13 protein-coding genes are annotated in these 20,565 nt (G+C 66.2%); 6 read left to right on the top strand and 7 right to left on the bottom strand.

The features are described 5' to 3' along the window. Positions 1-31 precede the first annotated feature (31 nt). Positions 32-442, bottom strand: coding sequence for a DUF2306 domain-containing protein (locus ACSQ3Q_RS07260; protein ID WP_436133728.1), 411 nt, complete (start codon positions 440-442; stop codon positions 32-34). Positions 443-771: 329 nt separating this feature from the next. Here ACSQ3Q_RS07260 and ACSQ3Q_RS07265 point away from each other — a divergent pair, with 329 nt between their 5' ends. The 6 genes from ACSQ3Q_RS07265 (at position 772) to ACSQ3Q_RS07290 (ending at position 12,325) form a co-directional block, all read left to right on the top strand. Beyond that, positions 772-2,112 (top strand): efflux RND transporter periplasmic adaptor subunit, encoded by a 1,341-nt coding sequence (locus ACSQ3Q_RS07265; RefSeq protein ID WP_436133729.1) that lies wholly within the window; start codon positions 772-774, stop codon positions 2,110-2,112. 15 nt (positions 2,113-2,127) lie between these two features. Next, a complete protein-coding gene (locus ACSQ3Q_RS07270; protein WP_436133730.1) occupies positions 2,128-5,280 on the top strand; it encodes an efflux RND transporter permease subunit in 3,153 nt (1,050 codons plus the stop codon). Further along, a complete protein-coding gene (locus tag ACSQ3Q_RS07275) occupies positions 5,277-8,459 on the top strand; it encodes an efflux RND transporter permease subunit (RefSeq protein ID WP_436133731.1) in 3,183 nt (1,060 codons plus the stop codon). Before ACSQ3Q_RS07270 ends, ACSQ3Q_RS07275 begins: the two co-directional genes overlap by 4 nt. A 9-nt stretch (positions 8,460-8,468) precedes the next feature. Beyond that, positions 8,469-9,926 carry an efflux transporter outer membrane subunit gene (locus ACSQ3Q_RS07280; protein WP_436133732.1) on the top strand — a complete coding sequence of 486 codons (1,458 nt, stop codon included), beginning with the start codon at positions 8,469-8,471 and terminating at the stop codon, positions 9,924-9,926. Positions 9,927-10,060: 134 nt separating this feature from the next. Then, positions 10,061-10,885 (top strand): undecaprenyl-diphosphate phosphatase, encoded by an 825-nt coding sequence (locus ACSQ3Q_RS07285; protein ID WP_436133733.1) that lies wholly within the window; start codon positions 10,061-10,063, stop codon positions 10,883-10,885. A 108-nt stretch (positions 10,886-10,993) separates the two neighbouring features. Further along, the gene (locus tag ACSQ3Q_RS07290; RefSeq protein ID WP_436133734.1) at positions 10,994-12,325 is read left to right on the top strand and encodes a diguanylate cyclase domain-containing protein; all 1,332 of its coding nucleotides are present in this window, start codon (positions 10,994-10,996) and stop codon (positions 12,323-12,325) included. 96 nt (positions 12,326-12,421) lie between these two features. Here ACSQ3Q_RS07290 and ACSQ3Q_RS07295 read toward each other — a convergent pair whose 3' ends face one another. From ACSQ3Q_RS07295 to ACSQ3Q_RS07320, 6 genes are all read right to left on the bottom strand, one after another. Further along, a complete protein-coding gene (locus ACSQ3Q_RS07295; RefSeq protein ID WP_436133735.1) occupies positions 12,422-13,921 on the bottom strand; it encodes an FAD-binding oxidoreductase in 1,500 nt (499 codons plus the stop codon). 293 nt (positions 13,922-14,214) lie between these two features. Continuing rightward, positions 14,215-15,963 (bottom strand): diguanylate cyclase domain-containing protein, encoded by a 1,749-nt coding sequence (locus ACSQ3Q_RS07300; protein ID WP_436133736.1) that lies wholly within the window; start codon positions 15,961-15,963, stop codon positions 14,215-14,217. A gap of 115 nt (positions 15,964-16,078) precedes the next feature. Next, positions 16,079-17,860 carry a diguanylate cyclase domain-containing protein gene (locus ACSQ3Q_RS07305; RefSeq protein WP_436133737.1) on the bottom strand — a complete coding sequence of 594 codons (1,782 nt, stop codon included), beginning with the start codon at positions 17,858-17,860 and terminating at the stop codon, positions 16,079-16,081. 15 nt (positions 17,861-17,875) lie between these two features. Beyond that, positions 17,876-19,363: an oxygenase MpaB family protein gene (locus tag ACSQ3Q_RS07310; protein WP_436133738.1), complete on the bottom strand. Its 1,488-nt coding sequence runs from the start codon at positions 19,361-19,363 to the stop codon at positions 17,876-17,878. A 17-nt stretch (positions 19,364-19,380) separates the two neighbouring features. Continuing rightward, the gene (locus ACSQ3Q_RS07315; protein ID WP_436133739.1) at positions 19,381-19,590 is read right to left on the bottom strand and encodes a hypothetical protein; all 210 of its coding nucleotides are present in this window, start codon (positions 19,588-19,590) and stop codon (positions 19,381-19,383) included. A gap of 132 nt (positions 19,591-19,722) precedes the next feature. After that, complete coding sequence (locus ACSQ3Q_RS07320) at positions 19,723-20,535, bottom strand: alpha/beta hydrolase (RefSeq protein ID WP_436133740.1); 813 nt, start codon at positions 20,533-20,535, stop codon at positions 19,723-19,725. Positions 20,536-20,565: the final 30 nt, after the last annotated feature.

A 20,565-nucleotide genomic window follows, 5' to 3' on the forward strand; every position in this document is an offset into this window, starting at 1 on the left:
CCTTGGGATATGGGGAATGGATGGGGCTGGCTCAGATCACGCCCAGCGTGGACCAGAGCGAGTGCCCCAGAAAACGCCCGGGGAGCAGCGTGAACCCGCCGGCGACCACGCAGGCGCCGATGTAGACGCGCTGCATGACCTTGCGGTGGCCGACGATGTTGCGCCGGGCCAGGTAGACAAATGACATCACCAGCATGCCCAGCGTCAGCGGGATCAGCAGATGGATGAGCCCGAAGCTCCCCCAGCGCGGGCCGTTGCCGCCGTTGATGAAGATGGCCGAGACAGCAGCGGCCACCATCAGCGTGACCCAGGCGTACCCGGCGGCACGGTGCAGGCGGGGGCGCTGGGTGGCGCCCTTGCGGGCCCACAGTGCGATGGGGCCGATGGCGGTGGCAGCCAGCGCGGCGGCGAGGTGGATGGCGATGATGGGGGTGAGTTGCATGGGTTGCTCCTGGCGCGTTCGATGGAGCGGACTGTGCCGGCCGCCGCCCGTGGCAGCCAGCGCCTTGCGACGAAATGCGTCAGCACCGCCGCGAAATGCAGCAGCGCGGCGGGAGTTGCAGCGGGTTTTGCCTCTGTACAGGGGGAGGTGGGGACCATCGCCCCACCTGCGGGGGCTGTTTAACCCCCAGGTTTACTTTTCTTCGCACGCCGTTCAAGACAGAGCCTGAAATGAACCTCTACGATCCGGTACGGCGCGGGCCCGGCGTTGGGGCGTACTGCCACGCCGAGCCAGCCGGCCCGCAGCCCAGAACACAAATCAGGACCGTCATGAACCCGCCAGAAGTCAACGCGCCCCCACCACCCGCCATCCCACCCGCGCCACAAGCCAAGCCGCCACGCCGCTCCCGCTGGGTGGGCAGCCTGGTGGCCCTGGTACTGGTGGGGCTGGTTGGCGGTGCCGCCTGGTACCTGGTCAACCGGGCCAACAGCGACGGCGGCGAAGGGCCCCCCGGCAGGGGCGGGCCTGGGGGCGGGCGTGCCATGGTCACAGTGGGGGACGCGGTCGCCCGGAAGGCCGATCTGCCGGTCATCGTCGATGCGCTGGGCACGGTGATCCCGGCCACCACGGTCATCCTCCGGCCCCAGGTGTCGGGCATGCTCACCCAAGTGCTGTTTACCGAAGGGCAGATGGTCAAGAAGGGGCAGCTGCTGGCGCAGATCGACCCACGGCCCTTCGAGCAGGCGCTGATGCAGGCCCAGGGCACCCGCCAGCGGGATGAAGCGCAGCTGGAGAACGCGCGCCTCACCCTCGCGCGCTACCGCACGCTGCTGTCGCAGGATTCGATTGCCCGCCAGGATGTCGACACCCAGGCGGCGCTGGTCAAGCAGCTGGAAGGCACGGTCATGACCGACAAGGCCCAGGAAGGCACGGCAAGACTGAACCTGGACTACACCCGCATCGCCTCGCCCGCCACCGGGCGCATCGGCTTGCGCGCGGTGGACCCGGGCAACTACGTGACCTCGGGCGACGCCACCGGCATTGCCACCATCACCCAGGTGGCGCCCATCGACGTGCAGTTCTCTGTACCGCAGGACCGGGTCGGAGACATCCGCGCAGCCCAGGGCGAGGCGGGCACGCTGGCCGTGACGGCGCTGGACCGTGGGCGCAAGGCCGAATTGGGCAAGGGCCAGTTCTCCACACTCGACAACCAGGTGGACACGACCACCGGCACCGTCAAGGCCAAGGCGCGCTTCGACAACGCGGATGGAGCGCTGTTCCCCAACCAGTTCGTGAACGTGCAACTGCTGCTGCGCAATGTGCCCGCGGTGGTGGTGCCGGTGACGGCGGTGCGCACCGGGGCCAATGGCGACTATGTGTATGTCATCAACGAGGACCGCACGGTGTCGCTGCGCAAGGTCAAGCGCGGGCAGGCCACCATGGGGCTGATGGCGATCGCCGAAGGTTTGACCGAAGGCGAGCGTGTGGTGACCGAAGGCGGCGACCGATTGCAGGATGGCATGGCCGTGCAGCTGCCTGGCGCGCAGGCCGCCCGCGCACCGCGCGCGGGGGCCAGCGGGCCGCGCAGCGGGGCATCGGGTCCTCGCGGGGAGCGTGGCGAACGTGGAGAGGGCGGCCAGCGTCGCCAGCGTCCTCCTCAGAATCCCTGAGCGCGAATCGACACCATGAGTCCTTCGCGTCCGTTCATTGAAAGGCCCGTGGCCACTGCGCTGCTGATGGTCGCCATCGTGCTGGCGGGGCTGGTGGGTTTCCGCTTTCTGCCGCTGTCGGCCTTGCCCGAGGTGGACTACCCCACCATCCAGGTGCAGACGCTGTACCCCGGCGCGAGCCCTGAGGTGATGAGCCGCACGGTGAGTGCGCCGCTCGAGCGCCAGTTTGGCCAGATGCCGGGGCTGGAGCGCATGGCCTCCACCAGTGCCTCCGGGGTGTCCATCATCACGCTGCAGTTCGGCCTGGGGCTGGCTCTGGACGTGGCCGAGCAGGAGGTCCAGGCGGCCATCAACGCCGGGAATTCGCTGCTGCCAGCCGACCTCCCCGCACCGCCGGTGTATGCCAAGGTCAACCCCGCCGATGCGCCGGTGCTCACCCTGGCCATCAGCTCCGAGACGATGCCGTTGACCGAGGTGCAGAACCTGGTGAACACGCGCCTGGCGCAAAAGATCAGCCAGGTGACGGGTGTGGGGCTGGTGTCGCTCGCAGGCGGTCAGCGCCCTGCAGTGCGCATCCAGGCCGACAGCAAGGCGCTGGCGTCGTACGGCATTGGCCTCGATACGCTGCGCACTGCCATCACGTCGGCCAACGCCAACAGCGCCAAGGGGAGCTTTGACGGGCCCCAGCGTTCCTACACCATCAATGCCAACGACCAGTTGCTGACGGTGGACGACTACAAGAACCTCATCGTGTCGTGGCGCAACGGGGCGCCCGTACGGATGCTGGAGGTCGCGCGGGTGGTGGACAGCGCCGAGAACAACCGGCTGGGCGCCTGGGCGGGGACCCACAGCGGCAGCGGATCAGGCGAGGCGGGGAATGGCGAGGCGACAGTCACTCCAGCCATCATCCTCAATGTGCAGCGTCAACCGGGCGCCAACGTCATCGCCACGGTAGACAGCATCAAGAAGCTGCTGCCCGAGCTGCAGGCAGGCCTGCCCGCATCGCTCAAGGTGCAGGTGCTGTCCGACCGTACGACCGGCATCCGTGGGTCCGTCCACCATGTGGAACTGGAGCTGATGCTTGCCGTGCTGATGGTGGTGCTGGTGATCTTTTTCTTCTTGCACAGCGTGCGGGCCACCGTGATCGCCAGCCTGGCCGTGCCCATCTCGCTCATCGGCACCTGCGGGGTGATGTACCTGCTGGGCTACAGCCTGAACAACCTGAGCTTGATGGCGCTGACGATTGCCACCGGCTTTGTGGTGGACGACGCTATCGTGATGATCGAGAACATTGCGCGCTACCTGGAGGAGGGCGAGCCGCCGTTCCAGGCGGCGCTCAAGGGTGCGACACAGATCGGGTTCACCATCATTTCGCTCACGGTGTCGCTGATTGCGGTGTTGATTCCGCTCTTGTTCATGAGCGACGTGGTCGGCCGCCTGTTCCGCGAGTTCGCGGTCACGCTGGCCATCACGATTTTGATCTCTGGCGTGGTGTCTCTCACGCTCGTGCCGATGATGGCTGCGCGTTGGCTGCGGCCCGAACCCGTGGGCGGACAGCGCGGCGTGGCCGGCCGCATCAACCGCGGCTTCGAGCGCGTGATCGCGGGCTATGACCGCTGGCTGCACTGGGTGCTGCGCCACCAGGGCGCAACCTTGGTGGTGGCCGTGCTCACGCTGGCGCTGACTGCGCTGCTGTATGTGGTCATCCCCAAGGGCCTGTTCCCCACGCAGGACACGGGCCAGTTGCAGGCGCGCATCGAGGCATCGCAAGACGTCTCATACGACCGCATGAGCCAGCTGCAGCAATCCGCCGTGCGCGCGATTTTACAAGACCCGGATGTGCAGTCGCTCAGCTCCTTCGTGGGCGTGGACGCGGCCAACAACACCATGCTCAACGCCGGGCGCATGCTGATCAACCTGAAACCCGAACGCGACGGGCAGGAGGCAATCATGCAGCGCCTGCGCGAGCGCGTGCGGTCGGTGGCGGGCGTCACGCTGTACCTGCAGCCCACGCAGGACCTGACGATCGACGCCGAGACCGGACCCACCGAGTACCGCGTGTCCGTCGGCGGAGTGGATTCGGCCCAGGTGAATGAATGGACCCGCAAACTGGTCGAGCGCCTGAAAACCGAGCCCAAGGTGCGCAATGCCACCACCGACGCCGGCGCCCAGGGCCTGTCGGCGTATGTCGACATCGACCGCGACACGGCGTCGCGCCTGTCGGTGACGGCCAGCACCGTGGACGACACGCTCTACAGCGCGTTTGGCCAGCGCATCGTCTCCACCATCTTCACCGAGACCAACCAGTACCGGGTGATCCTGGAGGCGCAGCAAGAGCAGCTCAACACGCCCGAGTCTCTGGGTACGCTGCAACTGCGCACGGGGGGCGGCACGCCCACCCCGCTGTCTGCCGTGGCCACCATCCGCGAGCAGCTGGCACCTCTGCAGATCACCCGGGTGGCGCAGTACCCTGCCGCCACGCTGGGGTTCGACAAGGCCGAGGGCGTCTCCCTGGGCACGGCGGTGGACGCAATCCGCGCGGCTGCCAAGGACATCGGCATGCCGCCCGGGCTGTCGATGGAGTTCCTGGGTGCTGCGGGTGCGTACGAGAAATCGCTCTCCAGCCAGTTGTGGCTCATCCTGGCCGCGATGGTGTGCGTCTACATCGTCCTGGGCGTGCTGTACGAAAGCTATATCCACCCGGTGACGATCCTTTCTACCTTGCCGTCTGCCGGCGTGGGCGCGCTGCTGGCGCTCATGGTGTCGGGCAACGACCTGGGGGTGATCGGCATCATCGGCATCATCCTGCTCATCGGCATCGTCAAGAAGAACGCGATCATGATGATCGACTTCGCCATCGACGCCGAGCGCAACCAGAACATGCCGCCGCAGCAGGCGATCCACCAGGCGGCGTTGCTGCGTTTTCGCCCGATCCTGATGACGACGCTGGCGGCGCTGTTTGCGGCACTGCCGCTGATGCTGGGCTGGGGCGAGGGTGCAGAGTTGCGCCGCCCACTGGGCCTGGCAATTTTTGGCGGGCTCATCCTGAGCCAGATGCTCACGCTCTTCACCACACCGGTGATCTACCTCGCGTTTGACCGCCTGGGCCGGCGCGTCACGGGCCGGGGTACAGCCGCCGCGCCCGTGCAGCCGGGGGACGTGCGATGAATCTGTCGCGCCCCTTTGTCGAGCGGCCGGTGGCCACGGTGCTGCTCACCATCGGCATCGCGCTGGCGGGCATTGCGGCGTTTTTTGTGTTGCCGGTCTCGCCGCTGCCGCAGGTGGACTACCCGGCCATTTCGGTGTCGGCCAGCCTGGCGGGTGCAAGCCCCGAGACCATGGCCACCAGCGTCGCGACGCCGCTGGAGCGGCGGCTGGGCGTGATCCCGGGCGTCAATGAAATGACCTCGTCGAGCTCCAACGGCTCGGCCCGGGTGAGCTTGCAGTTTGACCTCAACCGCAACATCGACGCGGCCGCCCGCGAAGTCCAGGCGGCCATCAACGCTGCGCGCGCAGACCTGCCCGCCACGCTGCGCAGCAACCCCACCTACCGCAAGCGCAATTCGGCCGCCTCGCCGGTGATCATCCTGGCGCTCACGTCCAAGACGCGGTCGCCGGGCGAGATCTACGACGCGGTTTCCAACGTGGTGAGTCAGCGCCTGTCGCAAGTGGACGGCGTGGGCGAGGTGGAAATCGGCGGCGGGTCGCTGCCGGCCGTGCGGGTGGAGCTGCTGCCGTTTGCGCTCAACCGCTACGGGATCAGTACCGAAGATGTGCGCGCTGCCATCCAGGCCTCCAACGCCAACCGGCCCAAGGGCGCCATCGAAGGCGACGGCCGCCGCCTGCAGATCTACACGCCGTCCCCCGCCCGCAAGGCGGCCGAGTACCAATCGCTGATCGTCGCCTGGCGCAACAACGCGGCCGTGCGCCTGGGGGACGTGGCACGCGTGGTGGACGGCGTGGAAAACCGCCGCACGGTGGGGCTGTTCAATGGCGACCCTGCCATCGTCGTGCTGGTCACGCGCCAGCCGGGCGCCAACATCATTGAGACCGTGGACAGTGTGCGGGCCCTGCTGCCCGAGTTGCAGGCGCAATTGCCGCAGGACATTCAGGTGGCGGTGGCGTCCGACAGCACCAACACCATCCGCTCGTCGCTGCACGAAATCGAACTCACGCTCATGGTGTCGATTGCGCTCGTGGTGCTGGTCGTGGGGCTGTTTCTGCGCAAGGCGCGGGCCACGGTGATCCCGGCGGTGGCCACGGTGGTGTCGCTGCTGGGCACCTTCGGCGTGATGTACTTTTTGGGCTTCAGCCTCAACAACCTGAGCCTGATGGCGCTGACAGTCGCTACAGGATTCGTGGTGGACGATGCCATCGTGGTGCTCGAGAACACCATGCGCCACATCGAAGCCGGCATGGGCCGCCTGGAGGCCGCGCTGCAGGGCGCGCGCGAGGTGGGCTTTACCGTGTTGTCCATCAGCCTTTCGCTGGTGGCGGTGTTCATCCCGCTGCTGTTCATGGACGGGCAGGTCGGGCGGCTGTTCCGAGAATTTGCGGTCACGTTGTCGGTGGCGGTGATGATCTCGCTGGTCATCTCGCTCACCACCACGCCCATGATGTGCGCCTGGCTGCTGCGCGCGCACGACCCGGCCACGGACAAACCGCCGTCACGCATGGCCCGCTGGGCCGAACGCGGCTATGACGGCGTGCTGCGCGTGTACGAGCGTAGCCTGGACTGGGCGCTGGCCAGCAAGGCACTGGTGGTGCTCATCCTGCTGGCGGTGATCGGCCTCAATGTGTACCTGTTTGCCAAGATCCCCAAGGGCTACTTCCCCGAGCAGGACAACGGCCAGCTCAACGCCGGCCTGCGCGCGGACCAGAGCATTTCGTCCGAAGCGCTGGCGCGCAAGTTGCGCGAGGCGGTCGAGATCATCCGCAAGGACCCGGCCGTGGACACGGTGGTGGGTTTTTCGGGCGGCAGCCGGGCCGGGGGCGGGTTCATGTTCGTGAACCTCAAGCCTATGAGCCAGCGCACCGACACCACACCCGCCGTCATCGCGCGCCTGCGGCCGCAGCTCAACCAGATCACCGGGCTGCGCGTGTTCCTGAACCCGGTGCAGGACCTGCGCATGGGCGGGCGCTCGAGCAACTCGACCTACCAGTACACGCTCAAGAGCGACAACATGGCCGACCTCAAGCTGTGGGCCGGCAAGTTGGCCGATCGCCTCAAGGACGAGCCGCTGCTCAAGGACGTGGACACGGACCAGGCCGAAAACGGTGTCGAGACCTACGTCGAGGTCGACCGCGCCAGCGCCTCGCGCCTGGGGGTCAGCGCCTCGGCCGTCGACAACGCGCTGTACAACGCGTTCGGTCAGCGTTCCGTGGCCACGATCTACGGCGAGCTCAACCAGTACGCCGTCATCATGGAATGGGCGCCCGAGTACACGCGCGGGCCGCCGGCCCTGAAGGACATCTACGTGGCGGCCAACCCGACGGGCGCCACCGGCACGGCCGCCAATCCGGGCCAGCGCGGTGCATCCACCGGCCAGGTGATCAGCACCACGCCCTCCACCATGGTGCCGCTCAGTGCCATTGCGCGGGTGGTCGAGCGGGCCTCGCCCACGTCCATCAGCCACCAGGACGGCGAACTGGCCACGACGGTCTCGTTCAACATTGACCCCGGCACGACGCTCGGCCAGGCCCGCCAAGTGATCGAGCAGGCCGAGGCCGACATCGCCATGCCGACCAATGTGCGTGGCACCTTCCAGGGCACGGCGCTCAGCGCTCAGCAATCGCAGGGCCAGCAGCTGTTCTTGATCATCACCGCCATCGTGGTGATCTACATCGTGCTGGGCATCCTGTACGAAAGCCTGATCCATCCCATCACGGTGCTCACCACCTTGCCCTCGGCCGGGGTGGGGGCGGTGCTGGCGCTGCTGCTGTTCAACATGCAGTTCACCATCATTGCGTTGATCGGCGTGTTCCTGCTCATTGGCATCGTCAAGAAGAACGCCATCATGATCATCGACTTTGCACTGGACGCCGAGCGGGCCCGCGGGCTCTCGGCCCTGGAGGCCGTGCGCGAGGCCTGCATATTGCGCTTTCGGCCCATCCTGATGACCACCATGGCTGCTGCGCTCGGTGCGTTGCCGCTGGCCATTGGGTTTGGCCAGGGCTCCGAGCTGCGCCAGCCGCTGGGGGTGGCGATCATCGGCGGCCTCATTGCCAGCCAGCTGCTTACCTTGCTGACCACGCCCGTGGTCTATGTGCTGCTCGACAAGCTGCGCACGCCCGCGCCCAATGAACAACACCTGAGCCGCGCTGCAGCCCAGAGCGCCGCCACCTGATTGCGTCCCATGCCCTTCCGATCCCTATCCCTGACCCCTGGCGCCGCGTCGGTGCGCACGGCCTGCGCAGGCGCCGCGCTGGCGCTGCTGGTGGGCTGCGCGGCCACCACGCCTTACCAACAGCCCGACATGCCGGTACCTGCCGCTTTCAAGGAGGCTGGCGCCACCTGGGCACCGGCGGCACCGGCCGACGCGCTGGACCGCGGGCCGTGGTGGGAGCTGTTTGGCGACGCCGAACTGAACCGGCTGGCGGAGCAGGTGCAGCTGTCCAACCAGAACATCGCCGCGGCCGTGGCCGCCTATGCGCAGGCGCAGGCGGTGGTGCGGCAGCAGCGTGCGGGGCTGTTCCCCTCGGTGGGCCTTTCGGGCGGCGCGACCCGGACGGGCGGCGAGGGCGCGAGTCGCTCGGGCACGACCACACAGGCGTCGCTGGGCGTGGACTGGGCGCCCGACTTGTGGGGCCGCCTCGCCAGCGGCGTGAACAACGCCCAGGCCAGCGCGCAGGCCAGCGAGGCCGATCTGGCTTCAGCGCGGCTCTCAGCCGTGGGCACCTTGGCGTCTGCGTACTTTCAGCTGCGCGAGGCAGATGCAGAAATCGAACTGCTGGAGGCCACCGTAGAGGGCTATGAGCGCAGCCTGCAAATCGCCAGGAACCGCTACGCCGCTGGCGTGGTCGCCCAGACCGATGTGCTGCAGGCGCAGACGCAACTGGCCAATGCACGGGCCGACCTGGCTACCGCGCGCCAGAACCGCGCGCGCTTCGAGCACGCCATTGCGGTGCTGACGGGGCGGGCGCCTGCGGACTTTGCGCTGGCGCGCGCGCAGTGGGTGGCATCGGTGCCCGACGTGCCGCTCGGCGTGCCTTCGACGCTGCTGCAGCGCCGGCCCGACATCGCCGCGGCGGAGCGCGCCGTGGCCGCTGCCAATGCGCAGATCGGGATCCAGCGCGCGGCGTACTTCCCGAGCCTGAGTCTGGGGGCCTCATTGGGCAGCGGCGGCACCAGCGTGGCCGACCTGTTCAAGGCGTCCACGCTGGTGTGGTCGCTGGGCTTGTCGGTGGCGCAGACCATTTTTGACGCGGGCGCGACCACGGCCCGGGTCGACGAGGCCAAAGCGGCGCGCGACGGCCGCGTGGCCAACTACCGCCAGACGGTGCTGACGGCCTTCCAGACCGTGGAAGACCAGCTCACCGTGCTGCACACGTTGCAGGAGCAGGAGCCGCTGCGGCGCGAGGCCGTGTCGGCGGCTGAACGCACGGCGCAGCAGCTGCTCAACCGCTACCGCGAGGGCCAGGTGGGCTATACCGATGTGGTCACGGCGCAGGCGTCGGCGCTGTCGGCGCAGCGCGCGCTGCTGCAGCTGCAGGTCAACCGCCAGCTGGCGGCGGTCACGCTGGTGCAGGCGCTAGGCGGCGGTTGGCAGGCGCCGTGGAAAGCGCCGGAGCAGGTGCAGCCACCCGTGCAGTAACCGTTGCCGCACCAAGCGCAGGCCTGGGGAGGCGCGCGCCCGCAGGGCATATACTCCTGTTTTGATAGCTGCTAGCGCATATGTGATAAGCGCTAGAGCCCTATTTGACTCAAATTTTCTCTCAAGGAGTGCGCGTGGACGTTCTATTGCTGGTCAAGGCCGCCATCATGGGCGTGGTCGAGGGCCTGACCGAGTTCCTGCCGATCTCCTCCACGGGGCATCTGATCCTTGCTGGCTCGCTGCTGGGTTTCGACGATGCCAAGGCCAAGGTGTTCGACATCGCCATTCAGACCGGCGCGATCTTTGCGGTGATCCTGGTGTACTGGCAGAAAATCCGCGACACGCTGGTGGCGTTGCCCACCGAGCGCCAAGCCCAGCGTTTAGTCCTCAACGTGCTGATCGGCTTCCTGCCTGCGGTGGTGCTGGGCCTGCTGTTCGGCAAGATGATCAAGGCGCACCTGTTCACGCCGGTCGTGGTGGCCAGCACCTTCATCGTGGGCGGCTTCATCATCCTGTGGGCCGAGCGCCGCCCCCCGTCCGCCACGCGCATCCAGACCGTAGACGAGATGACGCCGCTCGATGCGCTCAAGGTTGGCCTCGTGCAATGCCTGGCCATGGTGCCCGGCACGAGCCGCAGTGGCTCGACCATCATCGGCGGCATGCTGCTCGGTCTGTCACGCAAGGCGGCGACCGACTTCTCGTTCTTCCTGGCCATCCCCACGCTGATCGGCGCGGGCGTGTACAGCCTGTACAAGGAGCGAGCGCTGCTGTCGGCGGCCGACCTGCCGATGTTCCTCACCGGGCTGGTGTTTTCGTTCTTCAGCGCCTGGCTGTGTGTGCGGTGGCTGTTGCGCTACATCAGCACGCACAGCTTTGTGCCGTTTGCGTACTACCGCATCGTGTTCGGCATCGTGGTGCTGGTGACGGCGTGGACCGGGTGGGTGCAGTGGGCTGATTGAGCCCGCGCCTCCGGCTGTGCTGGGCGCGGGGGCAGGTGATTGTCGGAAGTGATAAGCTGCTATTGACATACTGTTACCCAGGGTGCCTCCCGCCGGGGCGTTCGCCGCATGATGCAAGACGAGCCCAAGTTGCCGCAGTCTCCCGATGTTGTCTGCAAGGATTCCTGGTCCCAGGCGGAACTGCTTGAGCTGATCACCCGCAGCGCGGGTGCCACCATGGCGGTGGTGGACCGCCGTCTGACTGTGATCTATGCCAACGACGAATATGCGCGGTGGTTTGGCACCGTACCCGAGCAGTTGGTCGGCAAGTCTCTGCCCGAGGTATACGGCGAAGTGGAATGCAACCGCTTCATGCCCTTTGTCGAGCGCGTGCTGGCGGGCGAGCGGGTGCAGTACCAGCGCCTGCTGCGCACCCCTTACGGCTTTGACGAGTGGCGCACCATCTGCCTGACCCCCTGGCACAACCCGCAAGGATCCATCGACGGTTTCATTGCCACCGCGCTCGACGTGCATGAACTGCAGGTCACCATGAACGCGCTGCGTGCCGCCAATCAGCGGCTGTCCTCCCACATGGAAAACAGCCCGCTCGCCGTGCTGGAAATGGACCACAACCTGAGGCTGTTGCATTGCTCGCAACGTGCCGTACAGCTCATGGGCTGGCTGCATGTGGCGGGACTGGAGGGCCGGTTGCTGACCGAACTCGTGGACCTGTCGCCCCAGCAGGGCGGGCTTGATGGAGCCTTGCAGCGCCTGCAGTCGGGGCAGGAGTCGCAAAACCGCGCGGAAACTAGCTTTGTGCGTGACGATGGCACCGAGGTGCATTGCGAGTGGTTCAACTCCGCGCTGACCGATGCACAGGGGCAGGTGACATCGATCATGGCCCTGGTGCAGGACGTCTCGGCCAAGATCCAGATTGCGCGCCAGCAGCACTATCTGGCCAATCACGACTCCCTCACGGGCCTGTTCAATCGTGCGGCCTTTCAGGGCCGTCTTGAACAGGCCCTGAGCCATGCGCGGCACGGCGCAGGTTCTGTGGCGTTGCTGTTCATCGATCTGGACGGCTTCAAGCGCATCAATGATGCCGAAGGCCACCGCGCAGGGGACGAAGTGCTGCGCCTCGTGGCCCAGCGCATTGCCAGTACGGTGCGTTCGGGCGACACCATGGCGCGCCTGGGGGGCGATGAATTCCTGGTCATGCTGGACCAGGATGTCACCCGCGACGTGACGGACACGATTGGCCACCGAATCATTGAAGCCCTGCACCAGCCGATGGCCGTGGAGGGGCGGGATCTGCGCATCGGAGCCAGCATCGGCGTGGCAATGCACCCTCCGCTGGAGTGCGATATCGATGCCCTGATGAGCCGTGCCGACCAGGCGATGTATTCAGCCAAGCGGGCAGGCAAAGGCCGGCTCCACTACGCCGAAGCCCTCGAGCCTTGACGTAGCTGCGTCGCAGTGTCGGCATGGACCTGTTGCGGACCCCGGGGCCACGGGTGTGACACTGCAGGCCCGGGGGCAACAGCGAGGGCCTCTTTCCTAGTCGCTTGCGTGCGGCAGCCGGATGCTCTGCTGAAAGTGAAAGAAGTTCGTGGGATCGTATTGCGCCTTGACGTTCTGCAGCCTTGGGTAGGCGGGGCCCCAATAGGCTGAGGCGAAGTCCTGCAAACGCGCATCCGGGTAGTTCTGGTAAACATGCCCGTTGAGGAATGGCCTGGCCAGGTCCATGAACCCCTCGAGCCAGGCTTCCATCACGGCCCGCTCGTCCGCATTGGTCCAGAACACATCCACCACCAGATCGGCGTCAGCGTAGCGGTGGATGAAAGCGCTGTCGGCTACCGGATAGCGGTTGATCGCGCCGCCATAGGGCTCCAGGTAGGCCAGCGACCAGGGATTCGGCGAGGTCTTGAAGTAGTCGATGATGCCCTGCCAGTCCGCCGTGGACAGCGGCACGCCGATGTAGCCGGTGGACTTGGTTTCCGCCACGCCGTCCGGCAGGTTGTCGGGCAGTGTGTAGGGATGGTCCTCCAGCCAGACGTTCATTTCCGGGTAGGTCCCCGTCTTGTCCACCAGCAGCTGGGCGCTGGGCACGGCCAGTAGAGGCGCAATGGCAAGCAGGCCTTCCTCACGCGTGCCGCAGTACATGCCTTGCACCATGTAGACCGGCACGCCGTTCTGGTAGCCCAGGTTCATCATGTAGCCCAGCGCATCGGGCGCGCCGGCTTTCATGAACTGGTTTTGCATCAGTGTCAGCACCTGCGCCGCGTGGGCTTCGTCCCAGCTGATGGCCCAGGCCCAGACCTGGTCGAGGCGTTTCATGCGGTAGGTGACCTGCAGCAGCACCCCAAAGTTGCCGCCAGTGCCGCCGCGCATCGCCCAGTACAGGTCGGCGTGCTCGCCAGCGCTTGCGACAATTATCGAGCCGTCGGCCAGCGCTACGCGGAAGGATTCCACCACGTCCGACTGGATGCCGAACGCACGGGACGTATAGCCGTAGCCCCCGCCCTGTACAAACCCGCCCACGCACACGCTGCCGCAGGCGCCGGTAGGCACGTGCCAGCCCGTGTTGTTCATCGCTCCATTGAAGCGGTCAAAGTCGGTGCCGGGCAGCACATGCACGCGCTCGCGATCGGGGTCCAGCACGACGCCTTTCATGTCGCTCAGGTCCACCACCATGCCGCTGTTGACTGAATACCCCGCCGTGCTGTGGCCGCCACAGCGCACGGCAACCCACAGGTCGTAGGTCCGCGCGACTGCGATGCATTCAAGGACGTCGTTCTCGCAGGCGCAGTAAACGATGATTTCGGGATAGGCCTGGAAAGCGGGGTTGGACTCCTGCCGCGCGTCGTTGTAGTCCGGGCTCGTCGGCACGACGATGCGGCCTGCGATGCGCATTTCCAGTGCGGCGAGGGCTTCCCACGCGACGGCCGGGGCTGGGATTTTGGAGGGGGCTGTGGCGGATTTTTGGGCTGCGAGCACACGAAACTGTGCGACACGAGCGTCTTTGGCGATGCGGGCAGGACTCTTGCGATGGGCCATGGCAAACGGTTCCTTTGTGAAAAAAGCGCGAAGCGTAGTGTGGTGTTGCATGCTTGACGGCGCACTTAAAACCGGTGAATTTTTGGTCAGAGCGAGGCGCAAACCACAGCGATACCCGTGGGTATCGCGCGGATTAGCAACGCAGCCCTGGCCGAAAAGACGCGGTTTTAAGTGCCGGATAGCGTGCAACACCACACTAGGGTGTATCCGAAGCCCCGTGCTTTGACCAGTTCGAATTTGCCCAGGTTGCCTGGCCAGGGCATCGCCACTGGCGCATTGGTTTGGCGCGCAGCTCAGGCGGACGACAGCGCAAGGTCGCCGCCGGTATTGCGCCGCAGGCAGAACTTGCCGCCTTGTTTTCCGCTGTACATCGCGGCGTCCGCGAGCTTGATCAAACCGATGGCGTCATTGCTGTCGTCGGGCGCAATCGCGTAGCCGATGGTCAGGCCCACATCCACCTGCACATTGCCCAAAGAGAAGGGCGAGCGGAACGCATTCAGCAGCTTGTGCCCCAGCTCCTCGGCCTGCTGCGCGCTCCCCAGGTGGCCGGCCATCACCACAAACTCGTCGCCGCCCAGGCGCGCCACCAGGTCGCTCTGGCGCACGTGGCCCTGCAGGCGCCGCGTGACCGCCACCAGCAATTCATCGCCCACGTCGTGCCCATGCTGGTCGTTGACGGGCTTGAAGCCGTCGAGGTCCATCACGTACACGGCCAGCAGCTTTTCGGGCCCGCAGCGGGGCAGGGCAGTCGCCAGCGCAATGTTCAATCCGCGCCGGTTGAGCAAACCCGTGAGGGGGTCGGTGTGCGCCAGCGAGCGCATGGCGTCGCGTTCGCGGTTGGCATGAATGGCTTCCCCGCGCAGCGCCTTTGTGCGCAAGCCCAGCACGCGCATGAACAGCAGCATGTCGAGGGTCGCACCGAACTCAAACGAGTGCAGGGTCCAGAAGTTCGCCGGCACCCAGCCGCGGATCACACCAATCACCGTGGCCGTGGCCGCAAAGTAGATCACCCAGGCGAGCAGCAGGCTGGTGCCCACCGGGTCGCCCCGGCGCGCCCGGCGCACGGCGCCCGGGATGCCCATGAGCGCCGGCATCAGGCCCAGGATGCTGACGATGGCTGCCACCGCCGGGATGCTCAACACGTCCAGCGCATGGATGAATGCCAGCAGCACGCAGAGCAAAGCACCCCCGCGCATCATGAGCAGCAGACGGCTTTGGGGGCGGTCGCCGACCAGGGCCTGGCTGATGAAGAGAAACGAGCCACACGTGGCCATCAGGGCCGAGAGTCCTGCCGCGTGCACCTCGAACCAGGTGTTGTCTTGCCAGAGGTACTGGGCGCCCAGCCCAAAAAAATGAAGCGAAAAGAGCAGGCTGCCGGTGAGCAGCAATGCGTACTGGATGAACAGCACCTCGCGCAGGTTGATCCATTGCGCCAGGCTGTAGATCAGCAGGCACAGCGCCAGTCCGGTGAGCAGGCCTTGCAGCATCTGCTCGTTCATGGCAGCGCTGTGCCAGGCGGCGGGCTTGTTGAGCGTGATGGGCAGCACCATCGCGCCGGTCGTCTCCACGCGCAGCAGCAACTCGTAGTGGTGCCCCGGCTGCATGGTGAGCGGAAGGGCGTGCGAGCGGGTGCGCAGCGGGCGCTGTGAGAAAGGTTGCAGGCTACCCAGCGTGGCCCGCTGGGTGACGTGGCCGCCGTGGGTCAGGTAGACCTCGATTCGCTGGAGCACGGGGTAGTCGATATCCAACACCCACATGCCGTCTGAGGTCGGTGCCACGGCGACCGGCACGCGCAGCCACACTGCGTCAGTCTGCACGCCCAGCGTCCCGCTGCTGCGAGGTGGGGCGGCAAACTCGGGGGTTCGCGCGATGACGTTCTGGATCGACAGCACGCGTGAAGCATCGTTCAGGATGCTGACCGCCGGCCAGGCGTGGTGCAGCGGCATGTCATCGCGCAGCTCGATGCGGTTGGCATCCGCCCAGGCGCTGTGGCTCGATGCCAGCAGAATCAGCAGCACACAGCCCGCCATCCAGCGTCTCATGAGTGCAGGCAACCGTGGGGCCTGCTGCGAAAGGAGCGCGGGGCGCATGGTGGAGCGACGCTCAGGCTGTATAGGAAGCCGGTAGAGGCTTGGGGCTGTTTGCGAAGGCCGTTGTTCAAGTAGACGGCGCCAGCTCGCTGCCGCCGCGGCGCACCGAGCGCTTGCCGTTTTGCTTGCCCTGGTACATCGCTGCATCCGCCAGACGTATCAGTCCATGCGGGTCTTCACCGTCTAGCGGGGCTATGGCATAGCCGGCCGTGAGTCCCACTTGCAGTCGGAGGTGGCTCAGGCTGAAAGGCTGCTCGAAGGCGCGCAGCAGCGCCTGGCCCAGTTCATGGGCCTGCTCAGGTGTATCAAGGCCCTGCGCCATGATGATGAACTCATCTCCGCCCAGGCGGGCGACCACGTCCGTATGGTGGCGCACGCTGCGTTCCAGGCGGTGAGCCACAGCCACCAACAGGTCGTCACCGACGTCATGGCCGTGTGCATCGTTCACGGGCTTGAACCCATCCAGGTCCATGAGATACACCGCCACCAGCCGATGCTCGGAACACTGGGCCAGCGCAGCATGCAGGGCATTCTGCAAACCGCGCCGGTTGCTCAGGCCTGTGAGGTGGTCGGTATAAGCCAGCGAGCGCATCAGGTCACGCTCTTGCATGGTTTCCCGTGCCTGGGTCTGTGCGGCTTTTGCGCGCAGGCCCAGCACCCGAAAGAAAAGCAGCGTGTCCACCGTGGCACCGAACTGAAACGAATGCATCGTCCAGAAATTCGCGGGTACCCAGCCCTGGACCAGGCACACCATGACCGCAGCGGCCACGCCAAAGGCGATCCACGCCGCCAGCAGGGTGGTGCCGATGGGGTCTTTCTGCCGCACTCGGGCGATGGCGGCAGGTAGGCTGATGAGGGACGGCAGGGCCCCCGCCAGGCTCATGTAGGCGATGGCCATGGGCACGCTCACCCAGCCCAGCACAAGTGCGGCGCAGACTGCTGCAGTGATCGCGGCGCCTGCGCGCATGGTGCGCGCGTAACGGCTGTTGGGTGTATCGCCTGCCAGCGTGTGGCCCAGGAAGAGGAACGAGCCCGCCAGGGCCATCAGCCCTGCTGCTAGGCCCGCATACCGCCCCATCCAAAGATTGTTCGGCCACAGAAACTGAGCACCCAGCCCAAAGAACTGCAACGAAAAAGCCGCGCTGCCCAGCACCACCAGAGCGTAGAACCCGAACATCCGATCGCGCTGCGTGACCCACTGGACCAGGCTGTACATCAGCAGGAAGAACGCCAGCCCGTTGAGCAGACCCTGCAGCATCTGCTCGCTCAGGGCTTTGTGCATCTGGTAGGGCAGTTCACCCACTGTGATGGGCAGGATCAGCGGCCCTGTGGCCTGCACCCGGATCAGCAGGTCGTAAGGCTGACCGGCCTGCAGCTCAAACACCATCGCGGGCGTGCGGGTGGAGAGCTGCGTTTCCCCGGGCTGGTGGGTGCGGGCCTGCTGGAGCACTTGGCCATCGCGGGCCAGGTAGATCTCGGCCTGCAGCGAGCTGTAGCCCACATCGACCATGAAGGGTGTGCGTGGCGTTTCGGTCGCGATGATGGGGATGTGCAGCCAGATTGCCGCCTTGTGGACGCCCAATGACCCGCCGCGCCGGGCGGGTGCCTCGAACTCGCCCAGGCGGTCCAGCATTTCCTGCGCAGAGAGCTTGTACGTGGGATCCGCCTTGAGCGTGATCGCCTCCCACGCAGTCACTCGGGGACTTCCCTGCGTCAGCACCAAGGGCGCGCCAGCCTGCGCCCCCAGAGGCTGGGCCAGGGGGATGAGCAGCAGCAGTGCCGATATCTTGCCGCCATGCGTACGCCAAAACCTGGCCAGCATGTGGAGGGCGTAGAGCAGTGCGTGCATCGGCTGGGACTCTGGCTATGCGGGCCGCTGCGCCTGGGCCGGGCGCGCGGCCTGTGCCCTGCGGGCCAGGCCCGTGCTCCAGCTGCCGCGGGTGGTGAGCCGGTCTTCCAGGCGATTGAGCCACCGCGGCGCGTGCGGGTCGTCGCTCCACGCGTGGACCACGTCGTCGACCTGGTTGAGCAGCTCGGTGGGCAACTGCAGGGGCCGTGTCTGGCTCATCAGAACGTGGCTCATGAAGTGGTAGCCCAGCACCCGGGTGAGCGCGCGGACCAACGAAAACCGCGGCATCACCAGGCGCGCCACCGCATCCAGCACGCGGGCCACTGTCAGCACGACCCAGAACAGCAGCGCGGACGACCAGGGAACGGGCTGGGTCAGCCCCAGGTCGCTTGCCGTGGCGCGCCCGCAGAGGTAGCGTGTCATGAGCCGGGGGAACGGTTTCACGATGTCCCAGGGCAGGTATTTGGCCATGGTCTCCATCAGCGCCTGGCCCAGGGCCGGGCGCGGGTCGGGTGCGATAGAGTCTGCGCGCCCCCGCGCCTGCATCTGCGCCATCAGCACCTTGCCGTGCGCCATGGTGTCGACCATCAGAGAGCGCTCAATACCGAGGACATGGCCCACCACGTTCCAGGTGTGCAGGTAGGCCTCTTCATCGCGACGGGGCAAGCCGATGCCCAGCCTTTGTAGGCTGCGCAGGAACACGTAGCCGAAGGTCAGCAGTGTGTAGGCCAGCTCTTCCTGGTTGCAGGGCAGTCCGTCGGCGGCCACGTCCCAGCCGCGCGCGTGCAGCATCTGGAACATCGTCACGCGGCCACCAGGCGGCAGCGCCGTCGGCGGTATCAGGCTGTCGTGGCCCGCGTTCATGTTGGCCAAGGCACGCTGCGGGCTGCCGTGCAGGATGAGGTTGCGAATGGTCGCGTGGATGAGCCGCACCTTCAGAACCTGGGCCACGCCCGCGCCACGCTCACTCATGCCGCCGTGCAGCATCACCGGAAAGATCATCGCCGCGGTGGAGCGGATGCGGTATTCGGTGTTCTGCTCCAACTGCCCTGCGGTGTGCAGCACTGCCGACAAATCCGGGATCACATAGCACTCGGGCAGGCTGGAACAAAAGAGCAGGATGCAAGACAACGCGCCGTGCTCCATGAACAGTTTTTCGGCGCGTTCGATCCTGTGGGCGTCGGCCCAGTCGGGCAAGACCTGGGCGGTGCACACATAGTGGTTCAGTGCATCGGCCATGGCCTGATCCACATACCCGTCAACAGGCTTGCCGCCTACGGTGCCCTGCACGGGGCCTACGCCAACCGTCCACTGCGCAATGCCCGCGTTGTCGGCCCACTGGCCCAGCAGAATGTTCACGGTGTCCAGACGCTTCCATTGCTCGGCGTCGGCATTGACGGTGCCCGGCGGCCAAGGGCCCAGCATGTCGGCGACCGTCTGGTCGGCTAAAGGGTCGGCCTGGTGCTGCATGCCGGCCAGCTCAGCCTCGGGAAGGGGGGGCATGCGGGTGGTTGCGGTGTTCATGCTGCAGTGCCGTTCTTGGCAATGATCTTGCCACCTAGCAGATAGGTGGCGCTGGCCCAGCAGCACGCAAACATCAGCACCGACGCGATGACGATGGCAATGGTGGTGTCGTTGTGGGTGCGCACCGCGGTGACCACCAGAAAGGCAGCCAGCAGGGCAGAGGTCAGCGCGGGCAGGCGCGCGGCCAGCGGGGTCTGTGCAGGCATGTTGGGTGTATCACGCTGTTACAAACCCCCAGTGTAGGGGATGGATTGCGAAAGTGGCGACGCCTGTTTGTCCTGCGCGTCAGCACCAGTACGGCCATTTGCGGTACCCGTATTTGGTGCTATAGCAGCAGTTCAGCCAGTGAGCGAGGCCAGATTGAGTAGCGACGCCTCGATGGCGGCGGCTGTGGCCAGGGGCTGCTCCATCGGAAAAAGATGGCTGCCGTCCAGCATCATCGTGCGGCCCTGGGTGATGCGCAGTGTCATCGCCATGCCGACCTGCTTCATCTCGTCAGAGTCCCGCCCGCCGATGAATGCCGCAGGGCATTGCAGCGGATGGGTGCTGAGCAGGCGGCCTAGGTTGTGCGGCAGCGTGTTGTAGATGGCCGTCTCGACGGCGCGGTCGAAGCCCAGCACGCGCTTGCCGTCGTGGTCTTGCAGGCCGTGGGTGATGTAGTCGTTCAAGACTTCGGGGGCCCACTGGGCAAACACTTTTTTCTTGCGAAAGTGCTCCAGCGCCTCTTCGTTGCTGGCCCAGCTGAAGCGCCGTTGCCGGCTGACCTTGCCCGGCGAGATGGAGCCCACCACCTGGGTACGCTTGGCCACATCGAGCGCATTGGCCTTCCAGCCGCCTAGCAGGGGCGAGTCGATCAGCAGCACGCCGCGCACCAGGTGCGGGTGGCGGGCCGCGGCCATCACGCTCAAGAAACCGCCCAGCGAGTGCCCGACCAGAAACACCGGCTGGCCCAGCCGCTCCACGTGCGGCGTGGCGAAATCGGCCAGCTGCTGCACCAGGTGCGGCCAGTTGTTGGTGACGGGGTACTGGGCTTCGTGCCCATAGCGCTCCACCGCATTCACCTCGAACCCACGGGCCCTGAGGTGCTTGAACAAGACGCGGTAGGTGCTCGCAGGAAAGCTGTTGGCGTGCGAAAAGACGATAGGGAGCATGGGGTACCGACAGGGACAGAAACAACAAAG

The organism is Acidovorax sp. LjRoot129 (assembly GCF_964253765.1).
Lineage (GTDB): Bacteria > Pseudomonadota > Gammaproteobacteria > Burkholderiales > Burkholderiaceae_C > Acidovorax.

Bases quoted from the DNA above. Each gene is read 5' to 3' on its own strand.
- ACSQ3Q_RS07260 (WP_436133728.1), bottom strand. From the start codon at position 442: ATGCAACTCACCCCCATCATCGCCATCCACCTCGCCGCCGCGCTGGCT.
- ACSQ3Q_RS07265 (WP_436133729.1), top strand. From the start codon at position 772: ATGAACCCGCCAGAAGTCAACGCGCCCCCACCACCCGCCATCCCACCC.
- ACSQ3Q_RS07270 (WP_436133730.1), top strand. From the start codon at position 2,128: ATGAGTCCTTCGCGTCCGTTCATTGAAAGGCCCGTGGCCACTGCGCTG.
- ACSQ3Q_RS07275 (WP_436133731.1), top strand. From the start codon at position 5,277: ATGAATCTGTCGCGCCCCTTTGTCGAGCGGCCGGTGGCCACGGTGCTG.
- ACSQ3Q_RS07280 (WP_436133732.1), top strand. From the start codon at position 8,469: ATGCCCTTCCGATCCCTATCCCTGACCCCTGGCGCCGCGTCGGTGCGC.
- ACSQ3Q_RS07290 (WP_436133734.1), top strand. From the start codon at position 10,994: ATGATGCAAGACGAGCCCAAGTTGCCGCAGTCTCCCGATGTTGTCTGC.
- ACSQ3Q_RS07295 (WP_436133735.1), bottom strand. From the start codon at position 13,921: ATGGCCCATCGCAAGAGTCCTGCCCGCATCGCCAAAGACGCTCGTGTC.
- ACSQ3Q_RS07300 (WP_436133736.1), bottom strand. From the start codon at position 15,963: ATGAGACGCTGGATGGCGGGCTGTGTGCTGCTGATTCTGCTGGCATCG.
- ACSQ3Q_RS07305 (WP_436133737.1), bottom strand. From the start codon at position 17,860: ATGCACGCACTGCTCTACGCCCTCCACATGCTGGCCAGGTTTTGGCGT.
- ACSQ3Q_RS07310 (WP_436133738.1), bottom strand. From the start codon at position 19,363: ATGCCCCCCCTTCCCGAGGCTGAGCTGGCCGGCATGCAGCACCAGGCC.
- ACSQ3Q_RS07315 (WP_436133739.1), bottom strand. From the start codon at position 19,590: ATGCCTGCACAGACCCCGCTGGCCGCGCGCCTGCCCGCGCTGACCTCT.
- ACSQ3Q_RS07320 (WP_436133740.1), bottom strand. From the start codon at position 20,535: ATGCTCCCTATCGTCTTTTCGCACGCCAACAGCTTTCCTGCGAGCACC.